General features: G+C 38.3%; 17 protein-coding genes. 9 read left to right on the forward strand and 8 right to left on the reverse strand.

Features of this window, described 5'->3' with window-relative positions:
* Positions 1-395 precede the first annotated feature (395 nt).
* From AC0VZ4_RS06455 to AC0VZ4_RS06465, 3 genes are all read left to right on the forward strand, one after another.
* Complete coding sequence (locus AC0VZ4_RS06455; protein WP_306723822.1) at positions 396-3,281, forward strand: TonB-dependent receptor plug domain-containing protein; 2,886 nt, start codon at positions 396-398, stop codon at positions 3,279-3,281.
* A 63-nt stretch (positions 3,282-3,344) separates the two neighbouring features.
* The gene (locus AC0VZ4_RS06460; protein ID WP_306723823.1) at positions 3,345-3,584 is read left to right on the forward strand and encodes a hypothetical protein; all 240 of its coding nucleotides are present in this window, start codon (positions 3,345-3,347) and stop codon (positions 3,582-3,584) included.
* 172 nt (positions 3,585-3,756) lie between these two features.
* Positions 3,757-4,059, forward strand: a complete 303-nt coding sequence (locus tag AC0VZ4_RS06465) for an H-NS histone family protein (protein WP_475441239.1) — start codon at positions 3,757-3,759, stop codon at positions 4,057-4,059.
* 95 nt (positions 4,060-4,154) lie between these two features.
* On the opposite strand, the gene AC0VZ4_RS06470 is transcribed toward AC0VZ4_RS06465, so the two are convergent.
* Positions 4,155-5,414, reverse strand: a complete 1,260-nt coding sequence (locus AC0VZ4_RS06470; protein WP_475439645.1) for an IS4 family transposase — start codon at positions 5,412-5,414, stop codon at positions 4,155-4,157.
* Positions 5,415-5,552: 138 nt separating this feature from the next.
* Here AC0VZ4_RS06470 and radD point away from each other — a divergent pair, with 138 nt between their 5' ends.
* Positions 5,553-7,304, forward strand: coding sequence for a DNA repair helicase RadD (radD, locus tag AC0VZ4_RS06475; RefSeq protein WP_475441240.1), 1,752 nt, complete (start codon positions 5,553-5,555; stop codon positions 7,302-7,304).
* A 35-nt stretch (positions 7,305-7,339) separates the two neighbouring features.
* On the opposite strand, the gene AC0VZ4_RS06480 is transcribed toward radD, so the two are convergent.
* Entirely contained in the window at positions 7,340-7,675 is a 336-nt protein-coding gene (locus AC0VZ4_RS06480; RefSeq protein WP_007378192.1) for a ribonuclease E inhibitor RraB, read from the reverse strand.
* Positions 7,676-7,889: 214 nt separating this feature from the next.
* Between AC0VZ4_RS06480 and AC0VZ4_RS06485 the strand changes: the two genes are divergently transcribed.
* The 3 genes from AC0VZ4_RS06485 to AC0VZ4_RS06495 are packed head-to-tail and all read left to right on the forward strand — an operon-like array spanning position 7,890 to position 14,244.
* A complete protein-coding gene (locus AC0VZ4_RS06485; protein WP_010553690.1) occupies positions 7,890-9,617 on the forward strand; it encodes an autotransporter assembly complex protein TamA in 1,728 nt (575 codons plus the stop codon).
* Positions 9,617-13,306, forward strand: a complete 3,690-nt coding sequence (tamB, locus tag AC0VZ4_RS06490) for an autotransporter assembly complex protein TamB (RefSeq protein WP_475441241.1) — start codon at positions 9,617-9,619, stop codon at positions 13,304-13,306. Before AC0VZ4_RS06485 ends, tamB begins: the two co-directional genes overlap by 1 nt.
* 32 nt (positions 13,307-13,338) lie before the next feature.
* Entirely contained in the window at positions 13,339-14,244 is a 906-nt protein-coding gene (locus AC0VZ4_RS06495; RefSeq protein WP_475441242.1) for a peptidylprolyl isomerase, read from the forward strand.
* 205 nt (positions 14,245-14,449) lie between these two features.
* On the opposite strand, the gene queF is transcribed toward AC0VZ4_RS06495, so the two are convergent.
* Positions 14,450-15,295: an NADPH-dependent 7-cyano-7-deazaguanine reductase QueF gene (gene queF / locus AC0VZ4_RS06500; protein WP_039488544.1), complete on the reverse strand. Its 846-nt coding sequence runs from the start codon at positions 15,293-15,295 to the stop codon at positions 14,450-14,452.
* A 59-nt stretch (positions 15,296-15,354) separates the two neighbouring features.
* On the opposite strand from queF, the gene syd reads away from it, so the two are divergent.
* The gene (syd, locus tag AC0VZ4_RS06505) at positions 15,355-15,894 is read left to right on the forward strand and encodes a SecY-interacting protein (RefSeq protein WP_475441243.1); all 540 of its coding nucleotides are present in this window, start codon (positions 15,355-15,357) and stop codon (positions 15,892-15,894) included.
* Between the two features lie 63 nt (positions 15,895-15,957).
* On the opposite strand, the gene AC0VZ4_RS06510 is transcribed toward syd, so the two are convergent.
* From AC0VZ4_RS06510 to AC0VZ4_RS06520, 3 genes are all read right to left on the reverse strand, one after another.
* Entirely contained in the window at positions 15,958-16,731 is a 774-nt protein-coding gene (locus tag AC0VZ4_RS06510; RefSeq protein ID WP_008138509.1) for a Zn-ribbon-containing protein, read from the reverse strand.
* A gap of 13 nt (positions 16,732-16,744) precedes the next feature.
* On the reverse strand, positions 16,745-17,011 hold the full coding sequence (locus AC0VZ4_RS06515) for a hypothetical protein (protein WP_007378199.1): 267 nt from the start codon (positions 17,009-17,011) through the stop codon (positions 16,745-16,747).
* A gap of 96 nt (positions 17,012-17,107) precedes the next feature.
* Entirely contained in the window at positions 17,108-17,344 is a 237-nt protein-coding gene (locus tag AC0VZ4_RS06520) for a DUF2789 domain-containing protein (protein WP_008138507.1), read from the reverse strand.
* Positions 17,345-17,497: 153 nt separating this feature from the next.
* Between AC0VZ4_RS06520 and AC0VZ4_RS06525 the strand changes: the two genes are divergently transcribed.
* Positions 17,498-18,151, forward strand: a complete 654-nt coding sequence (locus AC0VZ4_RS06525) for a GNAT family N-acetyltransferase (protein ID WP_475441244.1) — start codon at positions 17,498-17,500, stop codon at positions 18,149-18,151.
* Positions 18,152-18,876: 725 nt separating this feature from the next.
* Here the strand turns inward: AC0VZ4_RS06525 and AC0VZ4_RS06530 are convergent.
* Positions 18,877-19,176: a DUF3301 domain-containing protein gene (locus tag AC0VZ4_RS06530; protein WP_007378202.1), complete on the reverse strand. Its 300-nt coding sequence runs from the start codon at positions 19,174-19,176 to the stop codon at positions 18,877-18,879.
* A complete protein-coding gene (locus AC0VZ4_RS06535; RefSeq protein WP_008138503.1) occupies positions 19,177-20,205 on the reverse strand; it encodes a DUF3549 family protein in 1,029 nt (342 codons plus the stop codon).
* Positions 20,206-20,227: the final 22 nt, after the last annotated feature.

The raw sequence follows: 20,227 nt of genomic DNA on the forward strand, positions 1-20,227 counted from the left end.
GTTTTCGTATTTAAATAGTTGTATTTTTTGTATGAAATTCAATCTGATTTAGTGTGGGATGAAGTGTTTTTCTCTTTTTTTGTTAAAACTTAGGATTCCCTCATGTTTTTTTGTTAATAATTTCCTGTTTTATGTAATTTAAATTGAACCTTTTTACTTGTTTTTTTCTTCTTTTAAAACAGTTGGTTATGTCTTTGTGTTTTTCTAAGCAATTGATATTTAATTGTGTATCTAAGTTTTTTTTGTAATTTAAAAGGGTTTAAGGTTAATTGATTGTTGACGTTGTTGTTTCACTGGTATTATCATTCATTACACAATTGTAGCGTTTTGTAACACTTTGCCATCACGTTAGATTGAAAATTATAATTAATAAAATGTATTCTTGGGAGAATCAAATGTTAAATAATCAAGTAACAAAAGCTGTTCGCTTAGCGATTGCTTTTGGTGCAGCATCAACAGCTGCATTTTCAGCAAGTACCATGGCAGCAGAGGGTGCAGGAAAAGTAGAACGAATAGAAGTTACTGGCTCACGAATTAAAAGAACGGATATGGAAGGTGCGAATCCTGTACAAATAATTTCTCGTGATGATCTTGTTACTTCAGGTATCAGTAACGTTGGTGATATTCTTCAAGAAATCCCTTCAGTAGCTGGCGCTGGTACAAATGCAGCAGTTAATAATGGTGGTTCAGGTGCAGTTCGTGTTTCTTTACGTGGGTTAGGTTCTTCAAGAACCCTGATACTCCTAAATGGCCGTCGTATGGTTGCATCAGGAAGTGGTGCTAACTCTTCTGTAGATTTAAGTACAATACCTACAGCAATTATTAAACGTGTTGAAGTCCTCAAAGACGGTGCTTCTGCAATCTATGGTTCAGATGCAATTGGCGGCGTGGTTAACATTATCACACGTGATGACTTTGAAGGCTTTGAAGCTACAGCAAGCTATGACGCGTCAACGCATGGCGGTGATGGTGAAACTAAAAGCTATGACTTTACTGTTGGTTTAACAAACGACAAAGGTGGCGTTGTAGCCAGCGCTTACTATGTTCAGCAGGGCTCTCAGTCTTCTGGCGACCGTGATTGGTCTAAATTTTCATTAGATATGGATCACACAGGCGAAATTTCTAAAGGTGGTTCATCTGCGGGACCTTGGGGCCGTTATGGTGGCATTGATGGCTCAATTGCTGGTGAAGATTGTTCTACATTTACTCACGGTGCAGCTAATGGACCAGGTCAATCAGATCCAAGTGACTTTGCTAACCCAACAGGCTATGATTGTTACGGAAGCAAAGATGCATATAACTTTGCCCCTGTTAACTTCCATTTAACGCCAGCAGAGCGCTACGGTATATTTGTACAAAGTAATTATGAATTTTCTGAACATGCTCGTTTCTTTTCTGAAATTAGCTTAAACCGCCGAATTTCTGATACTAAGCTTGCTCCATTACCATTAGCACCGCTTGCATTCTTTGGTGTGACTGATGCGAATTATTCTGCGGATAATTACTACAATCAACAGTTTGGTCCTAAAGATCGTAATGGTGACACAGTAGAAATATCTGATTGGCGTCGTCGTATGGTTGAAACTGGTGGTCGAGATACTCAATTCCGCGTTGATACTGTTCGTGCTGTAGTTGGTTTTGAAGGTGATATTAACGATGATTGGGGCTATGAAGTTTCATACATCTTTGGTTCAAGTGATTCTACAACTAAACGAGCTGGCGGCGTAAACTTTGAAAAAGTTACACAAGCTGTAGGTCCTTCGTTCCAAGATACTGATGGAAGTATTGTATGTGGGACTGTAGATAATCCTATCGTAGGTTGTACATCACTAAATGTATTTGGTATCCCAGGAACTGATACTCAAGTTACCCAAGATATGTTAGATTTTATTTCGTTTGAAGCACATGACTTTGGTTCAAATGAACAGCAAATTATTAGTGGTAGCGTATTCGGTAGTGCATTCGAATTACCTGCTGGTAGTTTAGGTATGGCATTTGGTCTTGAGCACCGTGAAGAAAAAGGTGGTGACTTCCCTGATGCTCTAATTGCATTAGGAATTACATCTGGTTCTAGCCGTCAAGAAACATCAGGTAGCTACACAGTAGATGAAGCTTATGCTGAGTTTAATGTACCACTATTATATGACGCACCTTTTGCTAAGGTATTAGAGTTAGATTTAGCAATTCGCTATTCTGATTATGACACTTTTGGTGATACTACAAACCATAAAGTAGGCATTAAGTGGTCTCCTATGGATGGCCTGATGTTCCGTGGAACATCATCTACTGCATTTAGAGCTCCTTCTACTTCTGACCTGTTCTCAGGTGCATCAGATAATAGCCCTGAGGTTTCGGATCCATGTGCTACAAACCCAACATCATTCTGTATAGCTGATGGTGTTCCAGCAGCTGGTTTTGAGCCTATCGGTGATCAGTTATCTTCTACTCTAGGTGGTAACCCAGATTTACAACCAGAAGAAGCTGATATATTTACAGTTGGCGTAGTTTATAGCCCAGAGTTTGTTGATGGTTTATCTTTCACAGTTGATTACTGGGATATTGAACTAGAAAATGCAATCAGTTCTGTAGGTGAGCAGCTAATTTTAAACAAGTGTGCCGAAAGCGGTACTTATTGTGATCAAATCACTCGTTATACATCTGGTATTTTAGCTGGTAATTCAAGCGATATTGATAACAGAAATATTAACGTAGGTGGTGTTGAATCATCAGGGTATGACTTCAATATTGCTTATACTACAGATACTTCGATTGGTTCATTATCAACAAGTTTAGATGCAACTTACTATGATGATTACACTATTACTCAAGCTGATGGTTCAACGCTTCAAAATGCTGGCTACTACCGTCGAAATAGTGGTGATGGTAACTTCCCTGAGTGGAAAACAAACCTTAATGTTTCGTTAACTCAAGAAAATTGGTCTGCTACTTATGCACTGCGTTATATTGGTGAAGTTGAAGAGAACTTCACAAATGTTGATCCAGAAGATTTAGCTGATGTTAATTCATCATTTAGAACTGAAGCTGTTAATGTTGCAGGTGTTCTTGATTCTTACGATGTAATTAGGACTGTTGACTCTCAAGTTATTCATAATGCTCGTTTTAGTTACTTCTTTGATAACTACACAACGACATTTGGTATTAATAATATCTTTGACGAAGATCCTCCGTACGCAGCCACAGGATTCAATGATAATACAGACCCTCGTACTTACAATACAACAGGTCGTCATTTGTATTTAACACTTCATGCTAAATTTTAAGTAGTTGTTATTTCTTATAACGTCAATACATAAGTATTGACGTTATAATTTAAGGAAATCGAAATGAAAAAGTTGTTAGGTATATTAAGTATCAATTTATTATTACTAAGTGGCTGTACAGCTCTAACAAAGGACGATAACTCTAATTCAAATCTAGTATGTGAAAAAATAGCTGTTACTGGGAGTAATATAAAAAAACGGACTTGTATGTCAAAAGAATTAGCTGAAGAACAACGTAAGAAAAACCAAGATGCTATGAGAGAAATAAATAAAAGAGGGAATATCTACCAAGATAGGAAGTAAAACTATAACTTACATTAAATCTATTTGTGGATGCTTTGTGGCGACAGCTTATATTAACTTATTATTTCGTTAGATAATTAAAATTGTGCTACTAGTTATATTTAGTAAACAAGCATATAATAAACAAGAATATAATAAGCAAGCATAACCAAATAAATTTAGCGAGATATAGATGAAAGAAGTCCAATCTTTTATTAAAACTGCATCATTACCTGAGCTTGAGAAAGCACAGCAGTTGATTGGTGATGCAATTTCAAAATATACCCAGCAACAAAAAGCAAAACAGGAAGTTTTGGAACTTTTAAAAGAAAAAGGACTTACGCTAGAAGATTTACAAGATGGAGCATCTGACAAACGCACCAAAGTTAAGCCTAAGTACCGCATGGAACTGAATGGTGAGACTATTGAATGGACTGGCCGTGGCCGTCGCCCTAAAGCGTTTGAAGGTGTTGAACTTGAAAATTATTTAGCCTAAAGCTAAATATAAGAGAAGCCGAAGCTTCTCTTTTTATCCCTCAATAAAATATAATTAAAGTTTAAAACTCCTAGCTATTATTCATAGCTTAGTTCTTAAGGAACACAGACCGTGTGACTTCCTATCTTAAAACGGCAAATATCATTGTTTTTCTCAATGCTTTGCCGCTTACAATTTACCGCTAGTAGCTCAAATACACGATGTATCTTATGGCTGCACCGTGTTTGTTCTATGCAATCCAGAATATCATCCAACCAAAGATAACTGCACTTACTCGCTCTAAATGTCGAGATCGCACACTTAAACATACCCGCTGCACTATGGCAGATAAAACGCTTGATAAGTGTTTGCAGTATGCTCAGCCAAACCAATGATTCGGCAATATGAGGATCTCGTGTGATGAACCCTTTAAGGTTATTCCATGACTTTAGTTCTTTGAAAAACAACTCAATTTGCCAACGAGTTGCATATATATCGAGTAGCTCGTCAAAGCTAAACTGTGCCTCTTTTAAATTAGTAACAAGGAAAACGGGGCGCTTTTCATTCGGTAAATAGATAAGCCTGTACTCGGGCCCATTTTTCTTCCAACGTACTGTTAATTCAAGTGGTTGGCTTGCGAATTTATCGAGTAACGTTTTGAGTTTAATGTTCTTTTCTTTAAGTTCTATACCCGCGCAATAGGCTGATGTAACGATTGGGTTAATGTTTTTATTTGCTCTGATCAAAAAATATCCGCCATCTTGAGCTACTTGCTCAAAGTAATCTAAGTCAAAATACCCAGCATCAGCAAGTAATAACGTATCTTCAAGTGTGTGGCTACCTGGTAAAAAGGCGCGCTCAGTTTCAACATCAGGACGAATATCTATTTCGCAGGGTTGTTCATTAAATAGGTCATAGGTAACGTGCAACTCAATTGCGGCAGGACTTACAGCAGTAAAACGACCAGCAAAAACCTGCGCTAATTCATCATGTAGAGCAAATGAAGAACCATCTTGCAATAACACTCGCTGTATTCCTCGCTGGGTAAAAAAGGTTTTATCCAGCGTGTTTACAGTCAATTTAGACATCGCTTGAATAACGAGCTCACGGACAAGCTCAGTCAAGGCTGGTTTTCGAATTTGATTATGAAAGGGTTTATAACTTATCGTGCAATCAGCCTGCGTTCGCAAGTTTTGATGGATATCTGACAAGTTAGCGTCTTGCAGGCAAGATAAGCTTTTAAATACGGCTTTGAGCAGAGAAACGATCGACAGGCAACGGTGTCGAACTTGAAATCCAGAGGTTTTTGCAAGCTCAATGAGGTGTTTTTCTGAGATAAGGGCTTTTAATTGGTTTGAAACTTGGTTAATCTGCATGTGAACTCTGTTTTTAGTCATGTTTTTATTGGCGTAACTATTTGATCATTAACAGAGTTCAACTTCAAGCTTTCTTAAGATCCAACCTATGAGCTATTATTTGCTAAAATCTCCTCACTCAAACCTATTTGTTTTTCCATGAGCTATAAACTAAGACCTTACCAGCAAGAAGCCGTAGAACGAACTGTTTTACACTTTAGAAAGAGTAATAATCCTGCCGTTATTGTGCTACCGACTGGTGCAGGTAAAAGTTTGGTTATTGCTGAACTTGCCCGTATTGCTAAGCAAAAAATATTAGTACTTGCTCATGTAAAAGAGTTGGTAGAGCAAAATTCGCAAAAATATAAAAGTTTTGGTTTAGAAGCGAGTATATTTTCAGCAGGTTTAAAAGAAAAGTCATTAAACCATCAAGTAACCTTTGCCAGTGTGCAATCACTTTCTCGTAATTTACATAAATTAAATGAGCATTATTCATTACTTATTATTGATGAATGCCACAGGGTAAATGGGGATAAAAAAAGTCAGTACGGTAAAGTAATAAACAGTTTAAAAGAGTATAACCCTCAGTTAAAAGTATTGGGTTTAACAGCAACACCTTATAGGCTAGGAATGGGGTGGATATACCACCACCATTATCATGGTTTTGTTAAAGGGACTAAAGAAAGCCCGTTTAAAAGTTGTATTTTTGAATTGCCGCTCAGGTATATGATTAAACATAATTATTTAACGCCGCCTAACGAAGTTGATGCAGCAATTAGCCATTATGATTTTTCCTCCTTAGATAGCAATGCATTTGGGCAATATACGACTGATGACATGAATGCGCTTTTAAAAAACAGTGAGCGCGCAACGAAAGCTATATTACAGCAAGTAATTCAATACAGTGAAGAGCGTGAAGGTGTTATGGTTTTTGCTGCCACAGTAATGCATGCTCAGGAAATATTAAGCTACCTACCAGCTCATCAAAGTGCACTTATAACAGGGGATACGCCAAACAGTGAGCGCGATAAAATCATTAAGCAATTTAAAGCTAAGCAATTAAAGTATTTAGTTAATATATCGGTACTAACAACCGGCTTTGATGCGCCACATGTCAACTTTATAGCTATTTTAAGACCTACAGAATCGGTTAGCTTATATCAACAAATTGTGGGGCGAGGTTTAAGGTTATCTAAATCGAAAACGGATTGCTTAGTAATAGATTATGCTGGCAATGGTTTTAATTTATTCCACCCAGAAGTAGGTGATAAAAAAGGCGATAGTGATAATGAACCTGTGCAGATACTTTGTCCTGGCTGTGGGTTTGCGAATATATTTTGGGGAAAAACTGATTCCGCAGGAAAAGTAATAGAGCACTTTGGCAGGCGTTGTAAAGGGCTGTTAGAAGATGATGAAGGTACAAAAGAGCAGTGCGATTATCGTTTTAGGTTTAAAGAGTGTGAGCAGTGCGGCGCCCAAAATGATATTGCTGCACGTAAATGCCATGATTGCGGCGCGGTAATGGCCGACCCTGATGATAAGTTACGTAATGCATTAAACTTAAAAGACGCACTTGTGCTTCGATGTAGTGGGTTATCGGTAACTCAAATTAAAGACGATTTAATTAAAATAACGTATTTTGATGAAGATGGCGCAAGTTGCGATGAGGTATATAACCTCGCAAATAAAGGCGGGCAATTTATATTTAATAAGCAATTTGGTCAACGTATGGGGCTTGGGCAAACACCTATTAATTTTAAAACTGCAGCGCAAGTAGTAAGCGCACAATTTGAATTAGTACCACCGGATTTTGTTATTGCACGAAAAAGCAAAAAGTATGGTTGGAAAGTGGCTGATAAGCTATTTGACTATAAAGGGGGTTTTAGAAAGGCAAATCAGTTAAGCCGCTAAGCTTAACTGATAGAGTACATTGAACTAAAAGGCGATTAAGCCTCGTCACCGTCCATTAATCCCCAGCCATCACCGTATCCATTAAAGCTATTAGCAATACTTTCAATGTATTGCTCTGCTTGTCCTAGAAGGGTGTGCTCTGGCACCATTTGTACTTGAGTGATTACTTCCCAAACGCCAGTGTCTTTGCATTTTTCAAGCTCAGCATTTTGAACTAATGCATCAGAGACTATTTCTTTAGCAAATTTTTCAGCATCGGCTTCTTGTTCAAATAAAATAAAAAAATCGACTTGGTGCATTTTATTTAAATCAATGCCAGCAGCGGCTATTTCGGCTAAAAGTTGGCCGTTATCATCATCAGGGAATTGCATTAAAAACTCATTTAAAATTAATTTTTTATTCGTAGGCACTATTGTAACTAAAATATTGTCTTAACGCGTACTAATTTTAATTATGCTGATATTTATTCAAAGTTAAATTTACGCGTTAGATTGTTATTAAGTTAATGTGTTGCTCATTATGGCTATGCTAATATGCGGGTAATTAACCAGTTTTTTGTAAGATATTAAAAGTAAGGATATTTACTTGTTTATTAAGTTTTTACGTTGCATGTGTGTTGTGAGCGCTTTAATTGCGACAAATAGCTATGCGGCAGAAAAAGTCATAGAAGATTACGAAATTGAAGGGTTAAGTGGCGATTTAGAAAATAACGTAGCTCTTTACCTCAAGCAGTTAATTGGCGAGAAGCCAACCCGTACACTTCGCCGTTATGCTCAAAAACAAGTACAAAATAGCATCAAAGCTCTTGGTTATTATAGCCCGACCGTCGAGGTTATTTATGATAAAGACGACAGCGAGCTAATTGTTAAAGTTGAGCGGGGGCCTGCAACTCGCATAGAAGCAATTAATATTACGCTAAATGGTGATGGTCAAAGCGATACTCAATTACAGGCATTGATTAAAAGCAACCACTTAAAGCAAGGTGATGTTTTAAATCATGGTAAATATGACTCTGCTCATAAAAAAATAGAATCTATGTTACTAGAGCTAGGTTATTTTGATGCTAAGTGGCCAGCGCGTAAATTAGAAGTATCGCTTAAAAAAAATAGTGCCGTTATTACTTTCATAATTGATACCGGAGTTAGGTATGAGTTTGGCGATATACAAATTGCCAGTAGTACACCCGCTGAAAAATATATACGCTCTATAGCGCCTTTCTCGCAAGGCCAACCTTATAAATCAACACATATTGCTGACTATAACTTGGATTTATCAAGTACCCCTTATTTTGCCAGTGTACGTGTTTATGCTGACATTGCAGCGCGCAAAAACAGCCAAGTACCGATTAAAGTTGAAGTATTACCCAAGCCAGCTAACAGCTATGAAATTGGCGGTGGTTTTAGTACTGACTTAGGGCCCAAGGTGCGTTTTAAATGGAGTAAACCGTGGATCACAGAAGACGGCCATTACCTCGAAACTAATTTAAATGTGGCACAAAAGCAGCAAGATATTTCCATGGCTTATACAATTCCGGTTGATGATCCTAATGATGATTTATGGCGATTCTCTGTCGGTTATAAATTAGAAGATGAGCTCACAAACGACACTTACAGTGAAATATTAACAGGGCAAGTTCAGCGCCAATGGTTGACCGAAAATAAATGGGTGCGTACTGCATTTTTACGCCGCGACCAAGAAACCTACCGTATTGGTGATGAAGACGAAGAAAGTACCGAAATGTTAATGCCGGGCATTAGCTACGCGCGCAAAAAATCAAAAGGCGGCACGACTCCTTATTGGGGAGAGCAGTGGCTTATATCTGCTGAGTTTGGCTTAGATGATGTGCTTTCGAGTACTAATCTGATTAGGGTGCAAATGCAACATGCATGGCTACGCACTTATTTTGACCGCCACTTGGTGTTTTTAAAAGCGAATGTGGGAGCAATGCTTGTTGATGATATTAACAACGTGCCATTTTCACTTCGGTTTTACGCAGGTGGCGATCAAAGCGTTCGTGGTTTTGCGTACCAATCAATTTCGCCTGAGAACGATGACGGCGAGCTAATAGGTGGTAAGTATTTACTATCGGGCACGATGGAATATAACTACCAGTTTGCTAAAAATTGGCGAGCAGCTTTATTTGTTGATGGTGGTACTGCGACTAATGATTTTTCTGATGATTTTGAAGTAGGTGCTGGTTTTGGTTTTCGCTATTTAACACCCGTTGGCCCAGTGCGTATAGACCACGCTTGGGGATTAACAAAAGAAAGTAAAAGCACACGTTTAAGTATTACCATAGGGCCAGAAATTTAATGTCAGTATTAAAAAAGATAACAGCCGCCGTAAGTGCTATTTTTGTCACGTTAGTTGTTGCACTATTTTGTTTGTTATTTACCGCACCCGGTAATCAATTTATTGCTTATAGTGCAAACAAAGCGGTAGATGGACTACATATTGAAATTAAAGATGGCCGTTTTATTTATAATGATGCCTTTAATGTACGCTTTGCTAGCAACGGATTGGACTTTAATGCACAACAATTGAAAATTGATTTGTTTTGGTGGCAGTGCGATGGAATTTGTATAGATAACTTAAGTGCTAAATCTATAAATTTAACATTACCAAAAACTGTAGATTCACAAGAAGAAGCCGCGGCAGAGCCGCTTGAAAAAATCAGCCTACCTTTTAATATTGCTGTAAAAAACATTGCGATCAATAAATTTACCCTAGAGCATCCAAGTGCAAACGTAAGCGTTAATAACTTTAAACTCTCAGCAAAAGCAGAGGGTTCAAAGCTGACGGTTAAAAGCCTGAATATTCCCACCATACTTGTTGCCTTAAAAGAGCAAGAACAAGATGCGAAAACACAAACGGCGCAAAATACTCAAGCGCCTTTAACGCACCTACCCGCATTGCCTAATATAGAATTTACTTCGCCACTTGATTTAGTTGTTGAAGACTTTGAAATAGCTAAAATTACGATTGAGCAAAACGAAGCCCAACATGTTATTGAAAACATCTCGCTGCAATTAAGTGTGGAAGATGCGGTTATTAATTTAGAGTCATTCTCAGCAAAGTATGAACAGTGGCAGCTTAATACGCATCTTAATGCTGAGCTTGCAGGGAATTTGCCCGTGAAAGGGTATGTTGTTTTACAAAGTGACGAGCACCAAGCCAATTTGCAGTTGAATGGCGACTTATCAAATCTAAACTTAAATTTAGAAACGCAGGGACAATATCCGCTTAGTTTAACGGCAACGGCAAATTTAAAGCAGAAAAACTATCCGTTTGAGTTAAATGGCAAAATTAAACAGTGGCTTATTGATGCACAAAGTAATGAGCTTAAAGTGCGAAATGTAAGCCTTAACGCACAAGGTAATGCTGACGACTATCAGCTTAGCCTACAGGGGAATAGCCAATTAGGTGCGTACCCAGCTGTTGACTTAAATACCCAATTAAAAGGCAGTCTTACCAAAGCAACTTTACAAGCGCTAAGCATTAAAGCAAACGAAAGCAGTGCAACTATAAAAGCCAATGTTGATTGGCAAAAAGGCATACTGGTTAACTTTAATGGCACGCTTGCTAACTTAAAAGCGCAGTATTTAACTGATGCCGCTACCAGTGATATTTCAGGACAGTTTAAAGGCTCGTTTAATGCAGCTGACGACAAGTGGCAGCTACAAATGAATAATACAAAGTTAAACGGATTACTTAACGACGTGCCACTAGAATTTGCCTCAAACTTTAAGCTCGACAATACTTTAAAAGCTAATATTGATAGCTTTTATTTAAGCAGTGGTACCAATAAATTAGCACTAAGCGGGCAAGTTGATGATACTTGGCAGGTTGATGGCAAAGTAACGCTAAAAAGTGATGAAAAAGCTTATATTCCATTTACTGCCGACGGCAACGCAAATTTAAAAGTGAGAGGGGAAAGGTTAACGCCCTCTGTTGATTTAGCACTAATACTTGATCGCTTTATTTTTGATGAAATAAACATTAATAAATTATCAGTAAAAGGGCAGTTAGATACCGCAGCCGATTGGCAAACCGATGTTTCGGTAAGTGTTGGTTCGGCGCTTGTAGCCGAACAGCAAATTAATAGCGTTAAAATTGATATTAGCGGCGACAAAACAGATCACCAACTTACGGCATCTATAGATGCCGAGCAAGGCAGTATAGAGCTTGAAGTTAATGGCAAAATTAATAATACCACTTGGAATGGCGAGCTTAGTAATGTAACGCTTAGCGATAAAAAGCTTAGTTTTAGTAATACTAAAAATATTGCCATTATGTTTAATTCTCAAACTAGTGACTTTGATGTAAGTGCACATTGTTGGGCATCTGAGCAAAGTGAATTATGTATAGACACGCTAGCGCAATCAAAAGAACTTGGTCAATTAAATGCGAAGCTAAGCAACTTAGCACTTGAGGAGCTTAAGCATTTTTTACCTAATAGCATTCGTACTCGTGGTAATATAGCTGGCGATGTAGCACTTAATTGGCAAAGCGGTGCGCTTAAAACATTACGCGCAAATATCGATTCTAGCGACTTAGAAGCGGTGCTTACCTCGGAAGAAGATCGTTTTAAATTACCAATCGAAACTTTAACTATTAGTGCGTTTTCGGACTCTCAAATTGGCAAGCTTGAAGCTAATTTAGAATCAAGTGTGCTTGGTAAAATAAACACACAAATTGATATTGACGACATACAAAATACGCAAGCGCTTAACGGCACTATTAATATTGATAAAATACTCCTTTCAGACTTACAACCATTTCTTGAAACCCTAGAGCAGTTAAAAGGTGATATTAGCGGAAAAGTCGCGTTAGCTGGTACGTTAAAAGATCCATTATTAAATGGCGAGCTTAATGCGAGCGATATTAGTTTAGAGGGCGAGCAACTACCTATAGCGCTGCAAAAATCAAATATAAACGTATTGTTTGATAAAACAACAGCCACAATAAAAGGCAACTTAAACGACAACCAGGGCGGTAAAATAAACCTCACCGGTGATGTTGATTGGCAAGGTGCGCAACCTGCTGTAAATGTGGCGGTAGTTGGCGAGCAGTTTTATGTACGTGCGCAGCAAGGGGTTACTTTTAAAGTATCACCGGATTTAAAAATAGGCTTGGCTAATAATGCACTCAAGCTTGCTGGTGAGGTAGTTGTGCCTTACGGTCGTATAATGATTGAAGAGCTCCCAGAGGGCGCAGTGCAAGTTAGCGATGATGAAATTATTGTTGATCAAAAAACCGAGGCCACCGAAACAGTCCCGTTTGATTTCGACATAGATTTAAAAGTGATTGTTAAAAACGATGTAAAAGTAGAATCGTTTGGCTTGGAATCAAAAGTTGCGGGTGATTTAGCCATAAAAATGAGTCAAGGCGCACCAATTATAGCCACAGGTGAGCTTAACTTAATTGAAGGTACTTACTTAGCCTTTGGGCAAGATTTAATAATCAGCACCGGGCAAGTAGGTTTTAGCGGTTCAATTGAACAACCATTTTTAAATATTAAAGCAATACGTAACCCCGATACGACTGCAAATGGTGTCATTGCAGGGGTTACGCTCACGGGGAATGTTGAACAACCAACGCTCAAAATATTTTCTGAGCCTGCGATGGATCAAGCTCAAGCACTTGCATATTTACTTAATGGCCAACCTTTAGGCGATGGAGAAAGTTCGTCAAGCGATGCTATGCTCACACAGTTATTACTCTCTCAAGGTGTTAGCCGCAGCGAAGGAGTTGTTTCTAAGGTAGGTGAAACCTTTGGGCTGTCAGATGTAAGTTTAAGCTCATCAGGTAGTGGTGATAGCACCAAAGTAGAAATATCAGGTTACGTAGCACCCAGCTTACAAGTTAAATATAGCGTGGGTGTATTTGATTCGCTCAGTGAAGTGGCTGTGCGTTATCAGTTACTTTCACAGCTATACATAGAAATAACGAGCGGGCTATACCAAAATGTTGATGTGCTATATAAGTTTGATTGGGAATAACCAAAACTATAATAATTATAAGGATATAAGCGATGAAAAAAATTATATTGCCAGCTCTGCTTAGTGTTTTGTTGAGCGGTTGTGCTCAACAGCTAGGTAATGGTGTTGCTAATCCAGAGCTACCTTTATTGAGTGCGAGTGAGGTAATTGCTAGTGCAACAGATAATGATTGGCGATTAGTGGATGCTCAAAATATTTTAAAGATAACACTGCCAACGGGTGATGCGTACATTGAGCTTAATGAACGGCTTGCCCCAAAGCACGCTCAAAATATTAAAAAGTTAGTACGAGAAGGGTTTTATAAAAATACCAGCGTTTATCGGTTTGTTGAGGGTTTTGTAGCGCAAGACGGGGACAGCTCGGGTAAAAAGTTAATTAAAACGGCAGATAAAACAGTCCCAGCTGAGTTTTATTTAACAACAAACAAACCACTTTTAATTACTGAGCTAAATGGCGACGGATATGCACCAGTTACCGGCTTTTTAAACGGCTTTGCAGTAGCTCAAAACTCAGCACATACGCAAACATGGCAAGTGCATTGTAGTGGCGTGTTTGCCATGGCGCGCGATAACGACATAAATAGTGCGAGCACGGAGTTTTTTGTAACGATAGGGCAAGGCCCGCGCTACCTCGATAAAAACATTACGGTGTTTGGTCGAGTGCTCGAAGGTATAGAGCATTTTAATCGTTTAGCGCGCACACCAACTGAAGGAAAAGCATTTAACCCAATTACCAATATACAAGTGCTTGGCGATGTACAAAGCGATAAAAGTATATTTAAAGTGATGAAAACAAACTCACCGGTGTTTAAAAACTTGATCAGTGCTCGTAAAAACCGTATTGAACCATGGTTTGTTAAAGCACATAACTACGTTGATGTGTGTGGTATGCCTATACCCACTAAGCGTGAAGTTATACCAATTCCAATAAATAGCTGATCTATTTTACTTGCTAAAACAACCCATTTCTTTGTTGTAAATTTCGCAAAGGGAACAACCATTTACATCAATTTACGCCTAGAACTGAATTATTTTTTTGGCGTGAAATTTAGATCACATACTTAATGGAATTGGTATTAATTAAAGAATGTAAAAAAGGAGCCTAGGCTCCTTTTTTAATACTCATGCTCCAGTTAAAAATAACCTACTGACGATTAATTTTAACTGCAAATGGCGTATCGTTATAATGCGTAGAGCGATACGGGTTTATATCAAGCCCACCGCGACGAGTATAACGCGCGTAAACCTCTAACTCTTTAATATTAAGTTGTGTTGTTAAATCGCTATAAATACGCTCAACACACTGCTCATGAAATTCGTTATGTGTTCTGAACGAAATTAAGTAACGCAATAACGACTCACGACATATTTGCTCGCCTGTGTATCGTATAATTACACTTGCCCAGTCAGGCTGGGAGGTAATTAAACAGTTCGATTTAAGTAAATGGCTGTAGAGCGTTTCAGTAACTACTTCATCACTTTTTGCTTTAAGTGAATTAGCATCAATATCGTAATTATTAATCTCAATATCTAAGTCATCAATACATTCACCTGGCAGCGCTGTACACGGTAAGCAATTGTAATCATCAGGATTATATAAAGTCACTTTGACAGGGCTGTTAACCGCGTTTGATAAATCATCAATTAAGTGCTGTTTTACTACATCAATGCTTTCAAATCGGGTTTGGTTAAAGCTATTTAAATAAAGTTTAAACGACTTTGACTCAATAATATGGCTGCTTTGGCATTCAAAGGTAAATAAGGCTACGGCAACTTGCGGTTTACCTTTATTGTTTAGCCATGAAAGCTCGTAACCTGTCCAAATGTCTTGGCCTTTAAATGGAAGCTCTGCTTCGTCAATATTTAAAGCATCACGATTTAGTTTGCGCGCAATAGGGAAAAGCAAGCTTGGCGTGTACACATCTACATACTCAGTAGATTGGCCTAATACGCTACCTTTAAGGTCTGGAGAATTGCTGTAATCTGTCATGTTTGCTCTTAAATAGTTACAATAGGGACATTATATCTAATTTAAATGAGTTTCACAGTATGTCTGTTGCATTGCTTATAGAACAACTTCATCAAACATTTAGCGAAAATACCCTTAAAAACACTACAAAGTACCCACTTATTGCGCACGACGAACAATGGCCAGGCCCATGTGAAGTTGGTGAGGTTGACGAGCAAGGAAACATTCAATGGCAGGGGACGCGTCAGCAACCTGCAGGTTCGCTTAATGATTTAGCCAGTGCACTAGAACTTGAGTTTCCAAAAGCGCTTAGCGAGCTATACGGACATATGTACGGTGGAAGTATTTTAGCAAGTATTGATGGGCATCAGGTTGAATTACTACAAGCATGGAACGAAGAAGACTTTCATTTGCTACAGCAAAATATAACGGGCCATGTTTTAATGAAACGCAAGCTCAAGCAACCAGAAACAGTATTTATTGGTTTAACTGATCAAGATGATTTACTAGTAAGTGTATTGGTGCACACTGGTGAAGTATGTTTAGAGCACGTAGGCAAAAAAACACACCATGTACTTGCACCTAACATTAATGCTTTTTTAAAGGCATTAGAGGTTTAAAACGTGTTTAATAAATCAGCTTAGCGTCATCACTAAGCTGATTTTAAGCACTCATTAAAGTGGTTATTGAAAATCCCACGATATATTAGACACTAAGCCACATGGCTCACACCTAAAGTCGAATAACCCAAACCACGATTCAGGTAATTTCCAGTCGCCATGACAACTAGGGCATTTTCGTTCAAGTTCAGACGCTTTATCTACGCCGCCTACACGGTATAAATAATAATAGGTTGGCTTTTTAGTTAAAAAACTAATTCGCTTTGTTATGTCTTTTCCGCGTCTATATAGGTCGCTTTGGACACTCGATATTTCTTCAAGTGCCGGAAACTCACAACGGGTTGCGCCATTAATTTGAATTTGATCGCAGGCTTGCCAATCTTCTTGCCATTTTATAAGCGTTTTATAGTCACCATTAGCAATTGCCGGAATACGAAATAGCGGCACAGGCAAAAAGTCATCACCACAATAAAGCGGGCTGCACGTATGCACATAGGTTGTATATAAAATATAACTTGATGGTTCTTTGCAGCAATCAGCGCCGTTGGAGTGAATATCTTGTCCAATTACTTTTACTTTTGGCGCAAGTAGCCCAGCACTATGTAACTTTTCGATACTGTGCTTAACAAACGGGCTGTTATTTAGCGGGTGCATTGCATCTTCAGTAGGGCACATTACGCGGGTAATAAAAAATCCATCTTTTAAAACGGTAGGAAATTCTTCCCCCATTATTTGACCATTAAAACGCAGTGCATTTACTAAGCGATTTATTGCTTGTTCGGCTTGTTCTAGGGTGGTGTCTTGGTAGCAATCAAAAGTTAAATCAACAACGAACATTTATAGTCTCAAATTATTTTTGTTCTAGCAGCGCAAGAAGTTTATCGAGTTTTTGCTCAATTCTATCTAATTGACTTGTTTTAAGCTCAGTATTATCTGACTGCTGTGGGTTTCTCATGAAGTTATTAATTGAATCAGGATTGTTTTTATATTGGCTTACTGCTGCAATAATCATCGGCATTGGAACCGGTTGCGCCAAACGGCTTTTAGTTAGTGCTACAGTAGGGGTTTTGCCTTCATCGAGAAGGGCTTTGATTGCATCAAATACAACTGAATTCATTAGATATATAACTCTTTAATAAAATAAATACGCAGCATATAAATGCTGCGCAAATGCTATGTTAGCAATAAATAAGGGAGGGTACATTAAATAAAATTACTTACTTTGACGAATGCGTACATCTAACTCGTCAATTACTTCACTCCAATCTCCATCTTCTGCAAGGGATTCAGCTAAAAAGTGCTGTTGTGCTTCATCCCAAAAAGAAGCTTCTTGGAGTCGTGTTGTGTCTTCTAATTCATGTGAGGCAATAAACGCATCTATTTGCTCATCACTATTTGGTAATCCAAGCTGTGCAAAAAGTGTGTTAATGTCGTGTTTTGTCGTATCCATGATATTGCTCCTTTAAATGAATGAAAACTCATACTAGTGCCTAACTGTACCTCTTGCTAGTTAAACTCTCGCTGAATTTACGGTTAATAATTTTAGGTATATAGTTAGGTTTAAAGTTAAACAGCCTATAGCTAAAATAATAAAGGAAATACAATGAGTGTAACCACACCAACTGATACGTTCAGCGTACAGTATTTAGCTGCAGAAGATATTAGTACTGCAGCGAGCCTAATTTATCAGGCTTATCATGACGATCCTGTATTACTAAACATGCTTAGCTACAATGACGAAAATAAATCAGTTTACGAAAAAAAACTACGATCATTAATTCGCGAAGAGCTCAGTAGTTTTTGGCAAGAAAAACAGCCACTAATTGGCCTATACCGCAACGATAAATTAAAAGCAATAGCGTGTGTATTTGAATCTAATAGCCAATTACAAGCGCAGCGTTATTGGCACTGGCGTTTAAAATTAATGCTGAGTGCGGGCTACTTGCAAACAAATCAATTAATAGATAAAGAACAAACAATTAGAGACGCCCTTAAACAGAAAGGTAATTACTATTTTTTAGCTTTTATTGCCGTAGATCCGCATTTTCATGGGCAAGGATTTGGCCGTTACTTACTACGTGGGCTGGATGACTTAGTTAAATGTAACGCTGAGTCAACAGGGATGGCTGTATTTGTAACGCGTAAAGAACACATTGAGTTTTTTAAAACTGAAAAGTTTGAAGCATTTAAACACCTTACTTTTAACCAAGTAGAGGGCGAATTACTGTTTAAATCAATAATTGAGCCAGCTATTTAAAATTATAATGTAAGCCAATGCGCCCAAACGGACATAAGGCCGTGAGACATCTCTTACATTGTTGTGAGCATAATCAGTTTAAGGCTACTATTAAGTGGCTTTTTTTTAATTTAAGTTGCTGTTATTAAATGTTTATTTTTTTTTCATTTTTGTGACGCTTATTTATTTAATGTTAAGTCCTATTACTCACACTCGTTTGCTTTAAACTTTACTTTGTCAAGAAGACATAGCTCAATGATTGAGTTCCTGCCAAGGATATGGAATAGGCAACGTAGCGGACGCTAGCGGGAAGCAAAAAGGACAAGTTAACAAGGAAAGCAAGGACGAATAGGAAGTGCAAGGTGCGCTAAAGTAGCAGGAGCTACTTAAAGGATTACCACGGATGATGCTAAAGGATATAGCCAAGCGTTAGATTACGCATAGGCCAAGGTGGCGAGAGGACATGGCAGGATGCAAAAGTGGCAGGAGCTACTTCAAAGGATTACCAGGGATGATGCTACAGGATGTAGCTAAGCGTTAGTTTGCGTGGATTTGCCAAGATGGTTATGGATATTGCAGGATGCAATGTGAGGGTAAATAAGGCTGTTTACTCGTTCAGGGGATGATAATACGGATTAATAGATAACGGATATCTAGCAGGATGCAGTCCAATTGGGGCGTAACTTTAGTTACGCCTTAGTTTTTTGTGTTTGAGTAAATTTAATTTAGCCCTAAATTAAATCCATTTATATTTTATGTGGTGGAACAACCACGCTTTTCAAAAACTCATTTTCCATAATTAACACGCCTTGATAAGCATTTTCACCATCGCTTGAAAACTCAAATATGAATTCACTTTTGATGCCTGGCTTGCCGCTCTTTAAAAAACCAAAGCGGCGTTTTGTGCAAGCAACACTCATCAACTGCACCTGCAGTTGCTCACTTTGGCGTTTAGCATGAACGTTCGCCGCTTCTGCCACCTTTCGGTTAAGCCAAAATAAGTAAATTACACTACCAATAAGTATGAACGTCCATAAACTTGCCATTTAAGAGAATAACCTTCCAATTGCACGCGCGAGGGTTTCGCTACGATTTTCTTTACGTAATAAGCCTAATAAATGCGGGCGAATAGTCGGTATTGCAACTAAGTCAGCAAAAATACTTGGAAACAATTCTTCAATTTTTTGATGATGCGCGCAATTATCCATAAATACATGTAAGCGTTCAGGGTTTTCTAATTGCTTAAAACACCGCCCAGCTATTGTTAGTAACACGTCAGAGTCGTGCCTCACTGTTGAGCTTAGTACAGTGTCAACTAATTGAGCGCATAACCCTTGAGCTTGACCTTTTGAAATTGATCTTAGTGCTGCGGTTATAGCCACTGTGTCGTTGTCACTAATTGCACCCTGCGTGTAATCAACAAGTAACTCACTCATTGATGTTGGTATTTCAACGTGTTCAAGCATGGCACTGAGTGGCTGTAGTACTTCAATAGGTAAATGCGCCCATGCTTTTTGCAGATTACTTAAGTTTGTATCTCTGTCTAAGCGTAGTGCAAAATCGGCAATACCCTGTAGTGCAACACTTTGCCAATTATCAAAACCAATTTTACCGCTAAAGTACAGTTGTGCATGCTCGTAATACTGCGATGCAGGCTGTTTTAATAGTACTTTTACTTGGGCGTTAAATGCCGCTAATTTATTTGCGTTTGGTGTAAAAACATAAGGGTTATTATCAAGTTTTCCATCGGCTTGCTCACCTGTAATTTCAGTGCCTAGTGCTTGAATAACCATATCAGCAAAGTGATCGCGACTAGCACTTACCAGCATACTTTGCTCATCAAGTGGAAATTTTAAAAACCATACATACGGTTCTTTACTGGCTTTAATATCCCAAAATTGAATAGCGAGCCATGCATGACCAGCAAGTGGATAAGGGTAAGGCACTTGAGCTTGTTCAATAGCTAAAAATTGTTTTTTATCAAGCTTAGTAATGTGCCTGCCAATATCAAAAGCACGCCACTGAGTACCCGCACCATCTAAAAGCTGACCTAATGTAGCTATTTGATCACTCATTGTTTTCTCAACTGTTTTTACT

The organism is Pseudoalteromonas sp. QJM3NY_22 (genome assembly GCF_056173065.1).

What these genes read in the sequence shown, in the direction of transcription:
- AC0VZ4_RS06455 (WP_306723822.1), top strand. Translation starts at nt 396, where the DNA reads ATGTTAAATAATCAAGTAACAAAAGCTGTTCGCTTAGCGATTGCTTTT.
- AC0VZ4_RS06460 (WP_306723823.1), top strand. Translation starts at nt 3,345, where the DNA reads ATGAAAAAGTTGTTAGGTATATTAAGTATCAATTTATTATTACTAAGT.
- AC0VZ4_RS06465 (WP_475441239.1), top strand. Translation starts at nt 3,757, where the DNA reads ATGAAAGAAGTCCAATCTTTTATTAAAACTGCATCATTACCTGAGCTT.
- AC0VZ4_RS06470 (WP_475439645.1), bottom strand. Translation starts at nt 5,414, where the DNA reads ATGCAGATTAACCAAGTTTCAAACCAATTAAAAGCCCTTATCTCAGAA.
- radD (WP_475441240.1), top strand. Translation starts at nt 5,553, where the DNA reads ATGAGCTATAAACTAAGACCTTACCAGCAAGAAGCCGTAGAACGAACT.
- AC0VZ4_RS06480 (WP_007378192.1), bottom strand. Translation starts at nt 7,675, where the DNA reads ATGCAATTCCCTGATGATGATAACGGCCAACTTTTAGCCGAAATAGCC.
- tamB (WP_475441241.1), top strand. Translation starts at nt 9,617, where the DNA reads ATGTCAGTATTAAAAAAGATAACAGCCGCCGTAAGTGCTATTTTTGTC.
- AC0VZ4_RS06495 (WP_475441242.1), top strand. Translation starts at nt 13,339, where the DNA reads ATGAAAAAAATTATATTGCCAGCTCTGCTTAGTGTTTTGTTGAGCGGT.
- queF (WP_039488544.1), bottom strand. Translation starts at nt 15,295, where the DNA reads ATGACAGATTACAGCAATTCTCCAGACCTTAAAGGTAGCGTATTAGGC.
- syd (WP_475441243.1), top strand. Translation starts at nt 15,355, where the DNA reads ATGTCTGTTGCATTGCTTATAGAACAACTTCATCAAACATTTAGCGAA.
- AC0VZ4_RS06510 (WP_008138509.1), bottom strand. Translation starts at nt 16,731, where the DNA reads ATGTTCGTTGTTGATTTAACTTTTGATTGCTACCAAGACACCACCCTA.
- AC0VZ4_RS06515 (WP_007378199.1), bottom strand. Translation starts at nt 17,011, where the DNA reads ATGAATTCAGTTGTATTTGATGCAATCAAAGCCCTTCTCGATGAAGGC.
- AC0VZ4_RS06520 (WP_008138507.1), bottom strand. Translation starts at nt 17,344, where the DNA reads ATGGATACGACAAAACACGACATTAACACACTTTTTGCACAGCTTGGA.
- AC0VZ4_RS06525 (WP_475441244.1), top strand. Translation starts at nt 17,498, where the DNA reads ATGAGTGTAACCACACCAACTGATACGTTCAGCGTACAGTATTTAGCT.
- AC0VZ4_RS06530 (WP_007378202.1), bottom strand. Translation starts at nt 19,176, where the DNA reads ATGGCAAGTTTATGGACGTTCATACTTATTGGTAGTGTAATTTACTTA.
- AC0VZ4_RS06535 (WP_008138503.1), bottom strand. Translation starts at nt 20,205, where the DNA reads ATGAGTGATCAAATAGCTACATTAGGTCAGCTTTTAGATGGTGCGGGT.